Origin of the sequence: Bradyrhizobium sp. 139, from assembly GCF_023074175.1 — a bacterium.
Taxonomy (GTDB): Bacteria; Pseudomonadota; Alphaproteobacteria; order Rhizobiales; family Xanthobacteraceae; genus Bradyrhizobium.
Genome location: NZ_JADPKS010000153.1, coordinates 1 through 16041 on the forward strand (window position 1 = coordinate 1; position 16041 = coordinate 16041).

The window sequence follows — 16041 nt, forward strand, 5'->3', positions numbered from 1 at the left end:
CGTTGATCCCGTACAGAAGCAGGTTCCCGGCAAGCGGATGACGCAAAAAGGGATTGACTAACCAAGGCCCGTTACAGAAGCCCGGATGGAGCGCAAGCGTAATCCGGGACCTCTCGCCACCAAGAAGATCCCGGATTGCGCTGCGCTCCATCCGGGCTACATTTCATCCGAGGTGACGAGATGGCCGATCAATCCGAGCTCAATGCAAAAATTCTCGATGACGCTGCGGATGCACTGATCTATTCGGATCGCTCCGGCACCATCCTGCGCTGGAATCGTGCATCGAGCGCCCTGTTCGGCTTCTCCGCCGACGAAGCGCTCGGCCAAAATCTCGATCTGATCATTCCCGAACATCTGCGTGCCGCGCACTGGAAGGGCTTTGAAGCTGCGCTTGCCACCGGGGCGATGAAGCTTGCGGGCAAGCCGACGCTGACCCGCGCGCTGCACAAGAGCGGGCGCAAGCTCTACATCGAGATGACCTTCGCGCTGGTGCGGGACGCCGGCGGAGCGGTGCTGGGATCGGTGGCGATGGCACGTGACGTCACCGAGCGCGTCGAACGTGAGCGCGCGGCGAAAGCTGCGCAAAATTCGTGATGCGGAATTGTCGGGCCGTCGCGCAGGGCGCCTTGCCTCAGGGTCATGTTGCCTGTCACCGGGGGCAGTGACACACTCGATCGAAACAACGATCGGGAGCGAACATGACCGCCGCATCAGACCCCGCGCAGGAAGCTCAATGGAAACGCTGGCGCGCGGTTGCCGATCTCTATCACGCCTACTTCACCGGCCTGATCCTCACCGTGGTCACCCGGCGCGGCACGGCGGATGCCGCCGAATTCGTCTTCCGCGTGTTCCGCCGCCAGCAGCAGGAGCGCTTCCTGCCGGGACTCGAAAAGCTCGGCCTTAGCCATCTGCCGCCGGCGGTGGCTGCCGCGCAATATCACTATCTCTCCAACTGGATCGGCGGCGTGCATGTCGAGTACATGTATGAGAGCGATACCAAGGCCTGGATCCGCTATCCGCCGCCGCGCTGGATATGGAAAGGCACCGCGATCTGCGGCGTTCCGGGCGAGGTGAGCCGCGCGATGCTGCGCGGCTGGCACGCCAACAACGGTGTCGCGCTCGGAGATACCAGATTAGGCTTCGTCTGCACCAAGCAGAGCGTCGACGGCCAGGACGGGCTCGAAGGTTATTACCATCAATACGACCATCCGCTCGAGCTCGACCAGCGCCTCGTGTACGCGCGACATCTCGAAGCGCCGCTGTTCGATGCCAGGACCGCACCGGCGCTGCCGGTTTCGAGCTGGCCGAAACCGCGGCTCGAAAAAGCCTACCGTAACTACGCGATGGAATATGTGCGCACGGCGGCCCCCGTGATGGTGCAGCTGTTCGGGCCGGAAGATGCCGGTTATCTCCTGCATCTCACCGGCAAGCTGATCGGCATGCAGTACTTTGATGAGGTCGCAGCCGCGTTGTCAGCGACCCGCGGCGGCGCAAGCGAATTTGCGTCGTTCCTGAGCGCGCTGTTCGCCGCGCAGGACGATGTGGCCGAGATCACGCAATCCGCAGGCGCGTTCGAAATCCGTCAGCAGAGCTGGAAGCTGATGGACGACGTCGCCGACTATCACCGCGCCAGCGCCAAGGTGCTGGAGGGGTTGTTTGAAGGGCTGTCTGCGGGATGCGGGCGACACATTGGCGTGCACCTAAGTCCGACAGCAGGCGGTCGCCCACCGCTGGTCTGGACCATCGGGTAATTCCACCTGTTGAAATGCGCTGCCGCAGGGCACGCCTGCATCAGGCGCAGGAGGAATCGGCAATTGCCGTGCTAACAAGCGGCTCACCGCGCCCTTTGCGCGAAGAAAATCATTGGCACTCCTATTCATTGCCGCGCCACAAATGGCGCTCGTGCCCGGAGAGGGACATGTCCGACATCGCCGAAATCCCGGTCGATGAACTAGAGCGTCCGCTGCCGCCACCCCCGCGTCCGGTGCGAAGCGCGCTGATGGACGGGCCGATCCTGCGCACGCTGCTCGGGCTTGCCTGGCCCAACGTGGTCGCGCTGTCGGCCGGCACGTGCGTCGTGATCGCGGAGACCTCCTATATCGGCCGGCTCGGCGTCGAGGCGCTGGCTGCGATGGCACTGGTGTTTCCGACAGTGATCCTGACCATGACGATGTCGGGCGGGGCCATGGGCGGCGCGGTGGCCTCCGCCATCGCACGCGCGCTCGGCGCCGGCGATCGCGAGCGCGCCGGCACGCTGGCCGCGCATGCGCTGCTGATCGGCATCACCTTTGGCCTCGTCTTCATGCTGGGGATGCTGATCTTCGGACCCCAGGTGCTCGAGATGCTCGGCGGCCGCGGCGATGTGCTGACGCATGCGGTGGCCTACACGCAGGTGTTCTTCGGCGGCGCCGTGCTGCCCTGGCTGCTCAACACCATGGCGGGCGTGCTGCGCGGCACAGGCAACATGAAGCTGCCGTCGCTGCTGATCCTCAATTCCGCAGTCTGGCAGATCGTGCTCGGCGGCACGCTGGGCCTCGGGCTCGGGCCGGCGCCGCAGCTCGGCATGCGCGGCGTCGCCGCCGGTGCGCTGATCGCCTATTCCATGAACATTGGCGTGATGGGCTGGTACCTGTTCTCCGGCCGCGCCCGCGTCACGCCAAAACTGCGCGGGCTTTGCATTCAGTGGGCGATGTTCTTCGACATCCTCAAGGTCGGCGCCATCGCCTGCTTCTCGCCGCTGCAATCGGTGCTGACGATCTCGATCTTCACCCACATGCTGGCGAAATTCGGCACCGCGATCCTCGCCGGCTACGGCATCGGTGCGCGGCTCGAATTCCTGCTGACCTCGATCGCGTTCTCGTTCGGCATTGCTTCCGTGCCGATGATCGGCATGGCGGTCGGCGCCGGCCGCATTGCCCGGGCTCGGCGCATCGCCTGGATCGCAGGCGCGACCGCCTTCGTGGCCGTCGGTGCACCGGCGTGCCTGGTCGCGATCTTCCCCGATCTCTGGGTCAACATCTTTACCGACAGCGCCACCGTGCGCGCCACCAGCCATCAATATCTATCGACAGTGGCGCCGTTCTACGCCTTCATCGGCCTCGCCTCGACGATGTATTTCTCCTCACAAGGCGCGGCCAAGGTGATCGGGCCGGTGCTGGCGCAGACCGTGCGGCTGATCTACATCGCGGCGCTCGGCTGGTGGCTGTCGACGCATGATGCCACCGCGCAAAACTTCTTCTGGCTGGCCGCAAGCTCGATGGTCGTGCTCGGCCTGCTCTCCTGCTCCAGCGTGGTGTTGACACGCTGGGGACCGCGCGCGACGAAGCCTGCGATCAGGCCTGCGCTCTCAGGCGTCGCCGACTAGCGGTGCTTGTGGCGGCGTTGGCCGCCACCGATATTGGCGAACCGCATCAGTTGCGGGATCATCACCATCATGTCGCCGCCGCCCCCATCATGCCCATGATATCGCCGCCGCCCATGCCGCCGAGCCCCATCGGCATAGTGCCGCCTCCGCCCATCGGCGTGTAGCCGCCGTAGTTCGGCGCACCAACGCCGCCGCCGCCCATCATGCCGCCGAGCCCGCCTCCGCCATTCTCCATCATGCGGCTCATCATCGGACCCATGGTCTGCATCAGCATGGCGAAGCGGCGCTTGCCCATCTTCGCCTTCATCATCTCCAGCATCGGCGCCATCTGGGTCATCATGTCCTCGCCGCCGGCGCCTCCGCCCCCGAGGAACTGCGCTTTTGCCGGCGCGCTCGAGATCGAAAACAACAGCAGCACGGCGGCTGCCTGGCAGATCACCTTGTCCGCACCTCTCATGGCCTGCTCCTCGCGTGTGTGGCGCCGCCGGGGGAGCGGAGCCAACCGGACGCACGCGGTCATGGTTAAGGCCGAGGAGAAGACAGCTCTGTGAGAAAGATCACGCAGCCGCAGACGGGAACGCCTTGTGCATGGCGACGACGGCCTCCTCCGTCTGCCCCTGCACGTAAGCTGCAAGCTCGTTCGGCAGCATGTCGATGATCCAGACGAGGCGGCAGCGCGCCTCGCTCTCGGCGATCACCTGCACCGAAGCGCTGTAATGCTTCAGCCGCTCACTGTTGATGGCATAGACCAGCCGTTGCCGCGCTTCGTCGCAATCGACCAGCACCTCGCGCGCCACCGAGCCATTGGCAAAGGTGACGATGCGTGCATCGCCGTCCAGCGTGCAGGCAGTGACGAAGCCCGGCACCAGCCGCTGATGCAGCGCGCCGAAATCGCGCACCGCATCCCAGACGTCATGTGCAGAGGCATTGAGGGGAATGTCATTGAGGATGGAGGCCATCGGGGAAGTATCCTTGATTGATTGAATAGGGTGGGCAAAGGCGCAAAGCGCCGTGCCCACCAGTCATCGACATCGTCGCGCAATTGGTGGGCACGCTTCGCTTTGCCCACGCTACGAAATCGCGCGTGTGGCTGGCGCTCACACGCAAACCGCCTCGATGTTGTTGCCATCGGGATCGATCAAAAACGCTGCGTAGTAGGTCGGGCTGTAATCCTTCCGTGGGCCCGCGCCGCCATTGTCGCGGCCGCCGCTCTTCAGGCCTTCGCTGTGAAACGCCTTGACCGCGTCATGGTCCTTGGCGCGGAAGGCGATGTGCGCGCCGTCGGCCTTGCGTCCCTTGTTCAGATGCAGCCACAGCGCCGGTTCGCCCTTCGGCCCGAAGCCGGCATAGCCGTCGCCGCTGGAGCACAGGGCGTAACCGAGCGGGCCCAGCACCGCGGTGTAGAAACGCGTAGCGGCGTCGAGGTCGGCAACGCGCAGCCCGATGTGGTCATACATGGTTGTCTCCATTCTCAAAGCGCGCCGCGAATGGCGCGCGCCGGAGACGACCCTACTTAATTGAGGGCAAGCTGCTCTTGGAGAATCTTGCGCTTCCCGCGCGAGGCTTGCCGAAACTTCGTCGGCGACACGCCGGCGGCGCGGTGGAAGGTGCGGACGAAGTTGGAGAGATCGCCGAAGCCGACATCATAGGCGATGTCGGTGACCGCAATGTCATCATCTGTCAGCAGGCGGGCCGCATGCCGCAGCCGCGAGCGCACCAGATATTGATGTGGGGTGACGCCGAGCACGCTTGAGAACAGCCGCAGGAAATGGAAGGGGCTGAGGCCTGCCTGCCGCGCAGCCTGTTCGAGGTCGACCTCGGCGCGCGAGTTGTCGTCGATCCATAGCGCCGCTTCAACCGCGCGGCGGCGGTCGCGCGTGGTGGGCGTTGTGTGCTTGCGCGCCTTGCCCGAGACGACATCGACGAAGCGGGCGGCCAGAATTTGGCCGACCTCGTCGAGACCGAGGTCGCTGTTGCCATCTGCTGCCGACTGGGCCAGCTCGCCGAGCACCATCAGCTCGGGCAGCGGCGGCGTCGCGCCGACATGCCAGGCTTCGCGGCGCCCGCCGAGGGTCTCGACCAGGTCCTCGCCGAGGAAGAAAGACAGGCAGACGTCGCCGCTGACATGCTCATGCGTACAGGTGTATTCTTCGCCCGGCGCGCCGATCAGCATCGATCCCGCCACCAGCTCGAAGAAGCCGGCGCGGCAACGGCAGCCGAAGCTGCCGGAGCGGACATAGGCAATGGAGTGGCCCGTGCGGCACTCCGCAAATGGCATGTCATTCGGTCCCGCATCGCAACGAAACTCGGAAACCGTCATCGACTGTGTGGTCAGCAGCGTGGTTGCGTCCATCCCGCCTATCTAGGTGGAGGGCCTCGGCGGGGCAACGGGCAGCAGCACCTCGAACAGCGTCTTGCTTGCGATCGGATGGGCACCTTCGAGCGCCAGCAGCCGCCGCTTGGAGATCACCCCGCCGTAAGGCGAGGACCGGTCGGCGTAGTTGCCGGCGTCCAGCACCCGGTGGCAGGGCACGATCAGCATGTAGGGATTTTTCGCGATCGCCTGCGCGACCGAATGCGCCGCGCCGGAGGCACCCAGCGCCTTGGCGATCTCGTGATAGGTGCGCGTCTCCCCGCGCGGAATGGCGCAGGCCGCTTCATAAACGCGCCGGTGGAAGCCGGGCACGCCGCCGGCGTCCAGGCTGACCTCGGAAAAGTCGGGATCACCGCCCTGCAGCAAGCCGGCGATGCCCTCGATCGCAAGCTCGGCATTGAGCGCGGGCCGTTGCTCGCGCGCCTCGGGATGGACCGCAAAAATACGGCGGCGGGTGTCGATCTCCCGCGCCTCCGGCAATTGCACGGCGACAAGCCCGGTGCTGCTCCAGATGATGCCGCAACGCCCTATGGCCGTGTCGAATATCGCGTAGCCACGCCCCACTCAGCGCACGTCTCTCCCCAGACACGCGATCATAACACCGCCACAATCCGGCGCACCTGGAATCTTACTGAGACGTTAACAACCGTCGGGCCGGGCGCGCCAAAGCGCTTGGCGGGAAGCGCCGTCTCGGCTAATCAGAACGGGCGTTGGTTACCGCGCATCCCGCGGGCGTAGTTCAATGGTAGAACGGCAGCTTCCCAAGCTGCATACGAGGGTTCGATTCCCTTCGCCCGCTCCATCCTGCTTCGCGGCAGAGCGCTTCGCGGGACTTTGGTATTTCGGCCGCGCCAAGCAGGATTCCCTTCGAGGCTTGGCGGAGAGGCACGACCCATGTTCTCCGTCGCGTGCCGCGCAAAGATTCTAATATATTAGCTCCTTGCTTCCGGCGTTCGCCGCTGCCCGCGCTAGGCTCCTTTGGCCAGGGCAGATGCGGTCCACTTTGCCGGGCGATGTCTGGATGAAGGCCAGGACCTACAGAAAATGGACCAGCAAAAACTCGACCGCGCGATCGGTCGCCGATTGAAAACTGTGAGGGCGCAGGCCGGCATGACGCGAGGGCGCGATCGCCGGGCAAATCGACGCCAAGACGGTGCGCCTGCGCGAGGGCGACTGTCTCGATTTCGACGTGATGCGTGCGGTGATCTTCGAGAACGAAACCAGACAGGACGCGCGCTACGTCATCATCACGCGGCGGGCCGCTTCCGATGGGAAAATGTGATGGTACTGATGCGATATGAAATCCTGGAGTGAGACCCTGACGATGCAGATCCGCACCGGCGACACCTTTGATCCGCGCGTCATCGCGCTGCTCGACCATCACGTCACGGCGGCGCGGGCGCAGACTGCGCCGGGCAGCGCCCATGCGCTCGATCTCTCCGGGCTGCGCGCGCCCGACATCGCGTTCTGGACCGCCTGGGAGGGTGAGATGCTGGTCGCCGTCGGCGCGCTGAAGACGCTCTCGTCCGAGCACGGCGAGGTGAAGTCGATGCACACGCTTCAGACCACGCGCCGGCGCGGCTTTGGCGGGCGGATGCTCCGCCACATCGTCACTGAAGCCCGCGCGCGCGGCATGACGAGGCTCAGCCTCGAGACCGGCTCCTGGGACTATTTCAAGCCGGCGCACGCGCTCTACCGCGCGCACGGTTTCGTTCCCTGCGGTCCGTTCGAGGGCTATGTCGAAGATCCCAATAGCTTGTTCCTGACCTTGGATCTGTCGCCGCCGGCGGGCCGCTAGCTCAGGGGCGCGTCTCCTCGATCTTGTCGAGCACGCGCTCGGGGGCGATGTCCCGGGCTGCCTCCTCCAGATCGCGCTTCGAGTCCGGCCTGACGTCGAGTCGCTCGGCGATCTGCGTGAGGAGGCGGGCGACCTTGGTCAGCTCGTGCTCGGCGAGCAGGCCGATCTGGAGGTCGAGATCGGCGCGCTTGTCCGCCGCTGCGGTCATGCGGTTCTGTGAGATCAGCACGAATGTCGACAGGAAGATCGCCTCCACCGAGGCGACCATTGCCAGCACCACGAAGCTCTCGTCCCAAGCCGGAATGCCCGGCAGCCAATGCAAATTGGCGATGATCCAGAAGCCGAAAATGGCGAGGTGCAGGTAGACAAACGTCATGCTGCCGGTGAAGGCCGTGATCGCATCGGCGACTTTGTCCCGGCTCTTGGCCGCACGCTGCTCCCGGCGGCGGCGCTCGACCAGGGCCCGGATGTTGCGCTCGAGCGTCGGGCTCAGCCCTTCGCCGGGATCATGGGTGATGTCGTTACGCACGCCGCGGCAACGGCCGAATGGAGCAGCTGTTCCTCGGATTGGCCGGCGAAATAGTCCATCCCCTCAAAATGAGTTGCGCACCTCAAAACACCTCTGTTAGCCTTCAACCATGACCGATACTCTCACCGCGACCGCGCTGACGCTGAAGGACATCGCCCGCGAGGCCGGCGTCAGCCTCGCGACGGTCGATCGCGTCCTGCACAACCGGCCGGGCGTGCGGCCCGACACGGTCCGGCGCGTCAAGGCGGCGATCGAGCGCAACGCCTTCCAGCCGCACGTCGCCGCCGCCGAACTCGCCCGCAGCCGCGCCCGCCGCTTTGTTTTCGTGATGCCGGCGGGGCCGAACCCCTTCATGCAGCAGATCGAGGCCTATCTCGGCGAGATGTCGGCCTGGCTCTCAGCCCGCCGCCTCGGTGTCGAGGTGGTCGCGACAGATGTGTTCGACCCGTCCGTGCTCGCGGCCGCGCTGGAGGCGCTGTCCGGCAATTACGACGGCGTCGCCGTGGTGGCGCTGGACCATCCCGGCGTCCGCGCCGCCATCAACGATCTCGTCGATGCCGGGACCAGGGTCGTGACGCTGGTCTCGGACGTGCCGTCCTCGCGTCGCCACCATTATGTCGGCATCGACAACATTGCGGCGGGGCGTACCGCCGGCGCGCTGGTCGGTCGGCTGGTCGGCCAACGGTCGGGCAAGGTTGCGATCGTCGCGGGCTCGCAGGGCCTGCGCGACCATTCCGAACGCATCTTCGGCTTCAACCAGGTGATGGCAACGGAATTCCCTGGCCTCAGCGTGCTGCCGGTGCTGGAAGGGCGCGACGAGGATGACCGTTCGGAGCAGGTTCTGGCGCGGCTGCTCGGCAGGCATGCTGACATTGTCGGCCTTTATAATGTCGGCGCCGGCACGCAGGGCGTCGCCAAAGCGTTGAGCGATGCCGGCCGCGGCAAGCAGGTGGTGTTCGTCGGACACGACGTCACCGCACTGACGCGCCGGCTGCTGTTGCAGGGCGTGATGGATGCCGCGATCTCGCAGAACCCCGGACATGAAGCGCGCGCCGCTGTGCGCGTGCTGCTTGCGCTTGCGCGCGGCGAGCCGATCTTGCGCGAACAGGAGAAGATCAGGATCGACATCGTGATGCGGGACAATTTGCCTTAGCGGCGGGTGGATTTCAGAACGGTCCGTTGCGGAAAAGGCGACTTTAAGCTCGCGCACCGCAACAGGCGAAAGGGAGGACGCGTGTATCTCGGTATCGACATCGGCACGTCCGGTGTGAAAGCGGTGCTCGTGAGCGAAGCCGGCGCGATTGTCGCGACGTCCGTGCGCGAGCTTGCGCTGTCGCATCCCGCGCCGCTGTGGTCCGAGCAGGATCCCGACGTCTGGGTTGATGCGGCGGTTGGCGCCGTCGACGATCTCGCAGCCCATCATCCGCGCGCGGTCGCACAGGTGCGCGGCATCGGGCTATCAGGCCAGATGCATGGCGCAACTCTTCTCGGCAAGGACGGACGGCCGCTGCGCCCCGCCATTCTCTGGAACGACGGCCGCTCGCACGCCGAATGCGTCGCGCTGGAGCGGCGCTACCCGTCGCTGCCCACGATTGCCGGCAATCTGGCAATGCCCGGCTTCACCGCGCCAAAGCTGCTCTGGGTCGCACGGCATGAGCCCGACATTTTCGCGCGCATCGCAAAGGTGCTGCTGCCGAAGGCCTATGTCCGCTACCGCCTCACTGGCGAGATGGCCGAGGACATGTCGGATGCCGCCGGCACGCTTTGGCTCGATATCGGCCAGCGTCGCTGGTCGGGGCTGCTGCTGCATGCCACCGGGCTCGATCTCCACCACATGCCCCGCCTCGTCGAAGGCAGCGAGATCAGCGCAGTGCTCGCGCCGGAATTCGCGCGGCGCTGGGGCATGGCGAGGGATGTCGTGGTCGCCGGCGGCGCCGGCGACAATGCCGCGAGCGCGATCGGGCTCGGCGCGATCACGCCGGGCGATGCGTTCCTGTCGCTCGGCACATCCGGCGTCGTATTCCGCGTCACCGACCGCTTCGCACCGGCGCCAGCTTCAGCCGTGCATGCGTTCTGCCATGCTCTGCCCGGCCTCTGGCACCAGATGGGCGTGATGCTGTCGGCTGCGGCTTCGCTCGCCTGGCTTGCCAGCGTGATGGAAACTCCGGCCGCCGCGTTGCTGGCGCCGCTCGGCGAGCGCGTCGACGGACCGAGCCCCATAAGATTCCTGCCCTATCTCGATGGCGAGCGCACGCCGCACAACGATGCCGCCGCCAGCGGCGCCTTCGTCGGTTTACGCGGTGCGACCGGGCGAAGCCAGATCGTCCAGGCCGTGCTGGAAGGCGTCGCCTTCGCCGCGCGCGACAACCTCGCGGCGCTGGGCGCGGCCAGCGGGCCGCTTCCGGAGGTCGATCTCGTCGGCGGCGGCTCGCGCTCGCCGCTGTGGGCGCAGATCTGCGCCGATGTGCTCGGCATTCCCGTCCACCGCGTCGAGGAAGGCGAGGTCGGGGCGGCGCTCGGCGCCGCACGGCTCGGCCGGCTCGCCGCTACCGGCGAAGATCCCGCCGAGGTCTGCAAGCGCCCGCGGCGGCTCACGAGCTTTGTGCCCCGCGCAACCGTCACGGCGGCCTATGACGAGGCCTATCGGCGGTGGCGCGAGCTTTATCCTGCGTTGAAGGAGGCTGTCTAAGTGAACGCATCAGCCAAATTCTTCGATGCAAGCGCGCCTGTCGCCTTCGGCGGCAAGGATGCGGGAAACACAGCCGCCTTCCGCTGGTACGATAAGGACCGCCTCGTCCATGGCCGCAGGTTCGAGGATCACTTGCGCTTTGCGGTCTGCTATTGGCATTCGTTGTGCTGGCCCGGCGGCGATCCCTTTGGCGGCGAGACGTTCCTGCGGCCTTGGCACCGCGGCACCGATGCGATGGCGCAGGCGCGCGCCAAGGCGGATGTCGCCTTCGAGCTGTTCCGCCTGCTTGACGTACCCTTCTTCACCTTCCACGACGTCGATGCGGCACCGGAAGGCGCGTCGCTCAGCGAATCCGTCGCCAATCTCGACGCGATCGCCGATCTGTTCGAAGAAAAGATGGCCTCGGCAAAGGTCCGCCTGCTCTGGGGCACCGCCAATTTGTTCATGCATCGCCGCTACATGGCGGGCGCCGCGACCAACCCGGACCCCGACATCTTCACCTATGCCGCCGGCCAGGTTCGCGCCGCGCTGGAGGTGACGCACCGGCTCGGCGGCCAGAACTACGTGCTCTGGGGCGGCCGCGAGGGCTATGAGACGCTGCTCAACACCGATCTCAAGCGCGAGCTCGACCAGCTCGGCCGCTTCGTCTCGCTCGTCGTCGAGCACAAGCACAAGATCGGCTTCAAGGGCCCGATCCTGATCGAGCCGAAGCCGAAGGAGCCAACCAAGCATCAATATGATTTCGACGTCGCCACTTGTTACGGCTTCCTCCAGCGCTACGACCTCCTGAGCGACGTCAAGCTCAACATCGAGCAGAACCACGCCATCCTCGCCGGCCACTCCTTCCATCACGAGGTCGCGCTCGCCGAGGCGCTCGGCGTGTTCGGCTCGCTCGACATCAATCGCGGCGACGATCTGCTCGGCTGGGACACCGACCAGTTTGCCATGAACGTGGGTGAGCTGGCGCTGGTGTTCCACGAGATCCTGAACCGCGGCGGCTTCACCTCGGGCGGGCTGAATTTCGATGCCAAGATCCGCCGCCAGTCGATCGATCCTGACGATTTGATCCATGCCCATGTCGGCTCGATGGATGCCTGCGCGCGCGCCTTCCTCGCCGCCGCGGACATGCTCGATGCCGGCGTCCTCACCGCACCGCTTGCGAAGCGCTACGAGGGATGGACCGGGCCTGAGGGCCAGGCCATTCTCGGCGGCCAGCGCTCGCTTGCCGAACTTGCTGACCGTGCGCTCAGCCCCGGCTTCGACCCGCAGCCGCGCTCGGGGCGGCAGGAATATCTGGAATCCCTGGTCAACCGCCACGTCTGAGGAAGGCCGCCGATGACGAATGCTGCAGCGACACCGGTCCTCGAGCTGACCGGCATCGGCAAGGAGTTCGGCGCAATCCGCGCGCTTCACAGCGTCGACCTGCAGATATTGCCCGGCGAGGTCGTCGGCCTGATGGGCGACAACGGCGCAGGCAAGTCGACATTGGTCAAGATCATCGCCGGCAATTTCCGTCCCAGCCATGGCGAGATCCGCTTTGCCGGCAATGCGGTCCATTTCAACCGGCCCGTCGATGCCCGCGCCGTCGGCATCGAGGTTGTCTACCAGGACCTCGCGCTCGCCGACAATCTGACGGCGGCTGCCAACGTCTTCCTCGGCCGCGAGCTGACGCGCAGGTTCGGTCCGCTCGCGCTGCTCGACCACAAGGCGATGGCGGCGCGCGCGCTGGAGCTGTTCGGCGAATTGCGCTCGGAGACGCGCCCCGACGATCTCGTCAAGCAGATGTCTGGCGGCCAGCGGCAGGCGGTTGCGATCGCGCGGACGCGGCTCTCCAACGCGCGGCTGGTCATGATGGACGAGCCGACCGCCGCGATCTCGGTCCGCCAGGTCGAGCAGGTGCTCGGCCTGATCCACCGGCTGAAGGAGCAGGGCGTCGCCCTCATGCTGATCTCGCACCGCATGCCCGACGTGTTCGCGGTGTGCGACCGCGTCATCGTGATGCGACGCGGCGAGAAACGCGCCGACAAGCCGATCCACCAGACGTCCCCGGAGGAAGTCACTGCCCTGATCACCGGCGCGAAGGAGGCGGCGTGATGGCCATGCCCTTGGAGAGCCCAATCACCTTTACCAATATCGGCAAGACGAGGTGGTGGCAGCGCGGCATCTTCGCCTCCCAGACCGGCTATGTCCTGCTCGCGCTGGCGGTGCTGCTGGTGATCATGCATTTCGCCAGCCCGTATTTCTTCACCGAAGGCAACATGCAGAACGTGGCGAAGAACTTCTCCTTTATCGCCATCGCCACCCTCGGCGTCACCTTCGCGATCATCACCGGCGGAATCGATCTGTCGGTCGGCTCGATGATGTGCTTCTCGGCCATGATCGCCTCGATGGTGATGACCGAGCTGTCGACGCCGGGCTCGCCCGCAGGCTCGCTGTTCGTGCACATGGCGGCCGACGGCAAGACCGTGCTGGCCAATGTGCCGGGTCTGATCCTGCTGATCTCGGTTCTCGCCGGCCTCGGCGTTGCGCTGATCGCCGGCCTCGTCAACGGCTTCTGCATCGCCGTGCTCGGGCTGTCGCCCTTCGTGACCACGCTCGGCATGCTCTCGATCGTGCGTGGGCTCGGCTATGTCGTCTCCAACGGCCGCGGCAGTTTTCCGGGCGGGCCGGACGCCGATTATTTTTACGCGCTCACCTCGGGCGACGTGCTCGGCGTGCCCGTGCCCTTCATCTATCTCGTGATCCTCGCGCTGGCGATGGCAGTGGTGCTGCATCACAGCAGCTTCGGCCGCCACGTCTTCGCACTCGGCGGCAACGAGAAGGCAGCCGAACTCACGGGCATCCCGGTCGTGCGGGTGAAGATCGAGGTCTATGTGATCTGCGCGCTCGCCGCGGGACTCCAGGGCATCATCATCTCCGGCTGGCTCGGATCTGCGCCCGCCAACATGGCGACGTCCTACGAACTCAACGTGATCGCGGCGGCCGTGATCGGCGGTGCCAACCTCGCCGGCGGGATTGGCGGTCCGTTAGGGGCTATCGTCGGCTGTGTGCTGCTGGAAGTGATCCGCAACGGCCTCGTGCTCGCCCAGGTCAGCTCCTACTGGCAGCAGACATTGGTGGGCGTGATCATCATCCTGGCCGTGCTGGTCGACCGCATCCGCTCGCGGATGATCTGAAATGACGTCGTTCCGGGAGGGCAACGAAAATGCCGCCTGTCCGCTTCCCGGACGATCTTAAGAGGATGGGCGCCAGAGAAGGGTGGAGGAGACAATGAGGAAACTTCTTCTTGCCGGCATCGCCTTCGCGATGATGGCAACGCCGGCGTTTGCCGCGAACTACCGTTTCGTGATCGTGCCCAAGGCGATGAACAATCCGTTCTTCGACTTCGCGCGCGACGGCTGCCTGAAGCGTGCAAAGGAGCTCGGCAACGTCGAGTGCATCTACAAGGGGCCGGTGGAACACGAGCCGGCGACGCAGGCGCAGATCATCCAGGACTTCGTCACCCAGAAGGTCGACGGCCTCGCCATCTCGGTTGCCGACGTCGCAGCCATGACCAAGTCGATCGAGGCGGCGACGGCCGCCGGCATCCCCGTCATCACCTTCGATGCCGATGCACCCGGCTCCAAACGCATTGCCTATATCGGCACCAACAACAAGGAGTTCGGCGTCGCGCTGGGCAAGCAATTGCTGAAGCTGCGGCCCGACGGCGGCAAATACGCCATGGTCTCTGGCGGTCCGGGTGCCAAGAACCTTGCCGAGCGCGTCGACGGCGTCCGCGAGGCGCTGAAGGGCTCGAAATGGACCGAGGTCGCGGGCTCCCCGACGTTCTGCAACGACGATCCGGCGCTGGCGATCCAGCAAATGACGGATATGAGGACCGCAACGCCTGATCTCGCCGCCATCGTTCCCGTCGGCGGCTGGCCGATGTTCGCCCCCGAAGGCTTCAAGGCGTTCGCATCGAGGAACAAGAAGGATATCGACTCCGGCAAGTTCACGCTGGTCGTTGCCGATACGCTGAAGATGCAGCTCGAATTGCTGCGCGACGGCTATGCCAATGCGCTGGTCGGCCAGCGTCCCCTGGAGATGGGCGAGAAGGCGATGGACACGCTGCTCGCCATCAAGAAGGGCGAGAAGGTGCCGGAGATCGTCTATACCGGCCTTGATCTCGTGACCAAGGACAACGTTGCGCAGATGTTGAAGTAGGAGCGCCGCCAGCCCCGCGCTCCTGCGTGCCTCTCCCGCTCGCGGTTTTCGCAAGCGGGAGAGATGATTTGGACTGTTGGAAGGAAGACTGTTGTAAGACATGGGAATGAAACGCTCTCGGCTCGGCACGCTCGACGTCACCTCAATCGGCCTCGGTTCCGCCCCGCTCGGCGGATTGTTCACCTCCGTCAGCGACGCCGATGCGGAAGCGACGATCGAGCGCGGCTGGTCGGCCGGCATCCGCTTCTTCGACACCGCGCCGCTCTACGGCTTCGGCCTCGCCGAACGGCGGCTCGGCGCTTTCCTGCGGCAACAGCCGCGCGACTCCTACGTCATCTCCACCAAGGTCGGCCGTCTTCTGCGCGCCCCTGATGGCACTGCCGCCGAGGACGACCATTACAAGGGCACGCCGCGCGAACGGCCGGTGTTCGACTTCTCCCATGACGGCGTGATGCGTTCGGTGGAGGAGAGCCTGGGGCGCCTCGGGCTCGACCGGGTCGACGTCCTGCTGGTGCACGATCCGGACGATCACTATGACGACGCCGTGGCCGGCGCCTTCCTTGCGCTCCAGCGCCTGCGCGCCGACGGCACCATCAAGGCGATCGGTGCCGGCATGAACCAGTCGGAAATGCCAGTCCGGTTTGCGGAGGCCGTGCCGGTCGACTGCTTCCTGCTCGCCGGGCGCTACACGCTGCTCGACCAGGGCGCGCTGGATGCGTTGTTTCCGATCTGCCAGGCGAAGAACATCGGGATCCTGCTCGGCGGCATCTACAACAGCGGTATCCTGGCCAATCCGCGTCCTGGCGCGAAGTTCGACTATCAGGACGCCGAGGCGGCGCTGATCGCACGCGCGCTCGCGCTCGACGAGCTCTGCCGCAAGCACGGCACCGAGCTGAAGGCCGCCGCGCTCCAGTTCTGCATGGCCCATCCGGCGGTTACGGTTGCCGTGCTGGGCGCGCGCAATGCCGCGGAGGTCGCCGACAACATCGCGATGTCGGAGAAAGCGGTGCCGCAAGACTTCTGGCAGGAGCTGCGTGCGCGAAAACTCGTCGACGCGCGCGCGCCGTTGCCGGGGGGAGCGTGA

17 protein-coding genes, 1 tRNA gene and 1 pseudogene are annotated in these 16041 nt (G+C 65.7%); 13 read left to right on the forward strand and 6 right to left on the reverse strand.

What is annotated here, in order from left to right:
• Window positions 1-180 precede the first annotated feature (180 nt).
• The 3 genes from IVA80_RS32760 to IVA80_RS32770 all read left to right on the forward strand — a co-directional run bounded on the left by IVA80_RS32760 (window position 181) and on the right by IVA80_RS32770 (window position 3364).
• Entirely contained in the window at window positions 181-594 is a 414-nt protein-coding gene (locus IVA80_RS32760; RefSeq protein ID WP_247439103.1) for a PAS domain S-box protein, read from the forward strand.
• Window positions 595-698: 104 nt separating this feature from the next.
• Window positions 699-1751: a hypothetical protein gene (locus IVA80_RS32765; protein WP_247439105.1), complete on the forward strand. Its 1053-nt coding sequence runs from the start codon at window positions 699-701 to the stop codon at window positions 1749-1751.
• Window positions 1752-1918: 167 nt separating this feature from the next.
• Window positions 1919-3364 carry an MATE family efflux transporter gene (locus IVA80_RS32770; protein WP_247439107.1) on the forward strand — a complete coding sequence of 482 codons (1446 nt, stop codon included), beginning with the start codon at window positions 1919-1921 and terminating at the stop codon, window positions 3362-3364.
• Here the strand turns inward: IVA80_RS32770 and IVA80_RS32775 are convergent.
• The 5 genes and pseudogenes from IVA80_RS32775 to IVA80_RS32795 form a co-directional block, all read right to left on the reverse strand.
• A pseudogene (locus IVA80_RS32775) lies at window positions 3361-3821 on the reverse strand (hypothetical protein). The gene IVA80_RS32770 and the pseudogene IVA80_RS32775 overlap by 4 nt on opposite strands.
• A gap of 100 nt (window positions 3822-3921) precedes the next feature.
• Window positions 3922-4323 (reverse strand): SRPBCC family protein, encoded by a 402-nt coding sequence (locus IVA80_RS32780; protein ID WP_247439109.1) that lies wholly within the window; start codon window positions 4321-4323, stop codon window positions 3922-3924.
• A 138-nt stretch (window positions 4324-4461) separates the two neighbouring features.
• Window positions 4462-4821, reverse strand: a complete 360-nt coding sequence (locus tag IVA80_RS32785; RefSeq protein ID WP_247439111.1) for a VOC family protein — start codon at window positions 4819-4821, stop codon at window positions 4462-4464.
• Between the two features lie 56 nt (window positions 4822-4877).
• Window positions 4878-5717, reverse strand: a complete 840-nt coding sequence (locus IVA80_RS32790; RefSeq protein ID WP_247439113.1) for an AraC family transcriptional regulator — start codon at window positions 5715-5717, stop codon at window positions 4878-4880.
• 9 nt (window positions 5718-5726) lie between these two features.
• Complete coding sequence (locus IVA80_RS32795) at window positions 5727-6302, reverse strand: methylated-DNA--[protein]-cysteine S-methyltransferase (protein WP_247439114.1); 576 nt, start codon at window positions 6300-6302, stop codon at window positions 5727-5729.
• Between the two features lie 164 nt (window positions 6303-6466).
• On the opposite strand from IVA80_RS32795, the gene IVA80_RS32800 reads away from it, so the two are divergent.
• The 3 genes from IVA80_RS32800 to IVA80_RS32805 all read left to right on the forward strand — a co-directional run bounded on the left by IVA80_RS32800 (window position 6467) and on the right by IVA80_RS32805 (window position 7536).
• Window positions 6467-6540 (forward strand) — tRNA-Gly (locus IVA80_RS32800).
• A gap of 351 nt (window positions 6541-6891) precedes the next feature.
• Entirely contained in the window at window positions 6892-7020 is a 129-nt protein-coding gene (locus IVA80_RS38465; protein WP_256467557.1) for a hypothetical protein, read from the forward strand.
• 42 nt (window positions 7021-7062) lie between these two features.
• Window positions 7063-7536, forward strand: coding sequence for a GNAT family N-acetyltransferase (locus tag IVA80_RS32805; RefSeq protein ID WP_247439154.1), 474 nt, complete (start codon window positions 7063-7065; stop codon window positions 7534-7536).
• A gap of 1 nt (window position 7537) precedes the next feature.
• On the opposite strand, the gene IVA80_RS32810 is transcribed toward IVA80_RS32805, so the two are convergent.
• A complete protein-coding gene (locus IVA80_RS32810; protein WP_247439115.1) occupies window positions 7538-8065 on the reverse strand; it encodes a DUF1003 domain-containing protein in 528 nt (175 codons plus the stop codon).
• A 109-nt stretch (window positions 8066-8174) separates the two neighbouring features.
• Here IVA80_RS32810 and IVA80_RS32815 point away from each other — a divergent pair, with 109 nt between their 5' ends.
• From IVA80_RS32815 to IVA80_RS32845, 7 genes are all read left to right on the forward strand, one after another.
• Window positions 8175-9218 (forward strand): LacI family DNA-binding transcriptional regulator, encoded by a 1044-nt coding sequence (locus tag IVA80_RS32815; protein ID WP_247439116.1) that lies wholly within the window; start codon window positions 8175-8177, stop codon window positions 9216-9218.
• 81 nt (window positions 9219-9299) lie between these two features.
• Window positions 9300-10754: a xylulokinase gene (gene xylB / locus IVA80_RS32820; RefSeq protein WP_247439117.1), complete on the forward strand. Its 1455-nt coding sequence runs from the start codon at window positions 9300-9302 to the stop codon at window positions 10752-10754.
• On the forward strand, window positions 10755-12077 hold the full coding sequence (xylA, locus tag IVA80_RS32825; RefSeq protein ID WP_247439118.1) for a xylose isomerase: 1323 nt from the start codon (window positions 10755-10757) through the stop codon (window positions 12075-12077).
• A 12-nt stretch (window positions 12078-12089) separates the two neighbouring features.
• On the forward strand, window positions 12090-12848 hold the full coding sequence (locus IVA80_RS32830; protein ID WP_247439119.1) for an ATP-binding cassette domain-containing protein: 759 nt from the start codon (window positions 12090-12092) through the stop codon (window positions 12846-12848).
• Window positions 12848-13930, forward strand: a complete 1083-nt coding sequence (locus tag IVA80_RS32835) for an ABC transporter permease (protein WP_247439120.1) — start codon at window positions 12848-12850, stop codon at window positions 13928-13930. The genes IVA80_RS32830 and IVA80_RS32835 overlap by 1 nt, the downstream gene beginning before the upstream one ends.
• Before the next feature lie 94 nt (window positions 13931-14024).
• Window positions 14025-14957 (forward strand): sugar-binding protein, encoded by a 933-nt coding sequence (locus tag IVA80_RS32840; RefSeq protein ID WP_247439122.1) that lies wholly within the window; start codon window positions 14025-14027, stop codon window positions 14955-14957.
• A gap of 106 nt (window positions 14958-15063) precedes the next feature.
• Entirely contained in the window at window positions 15064-16041 is a 978-nt protein-coding gene (locus IVA80_RS32845) for an aldo/keto reductase (RefSeq protein WP_247439124.1), read from the forward strand.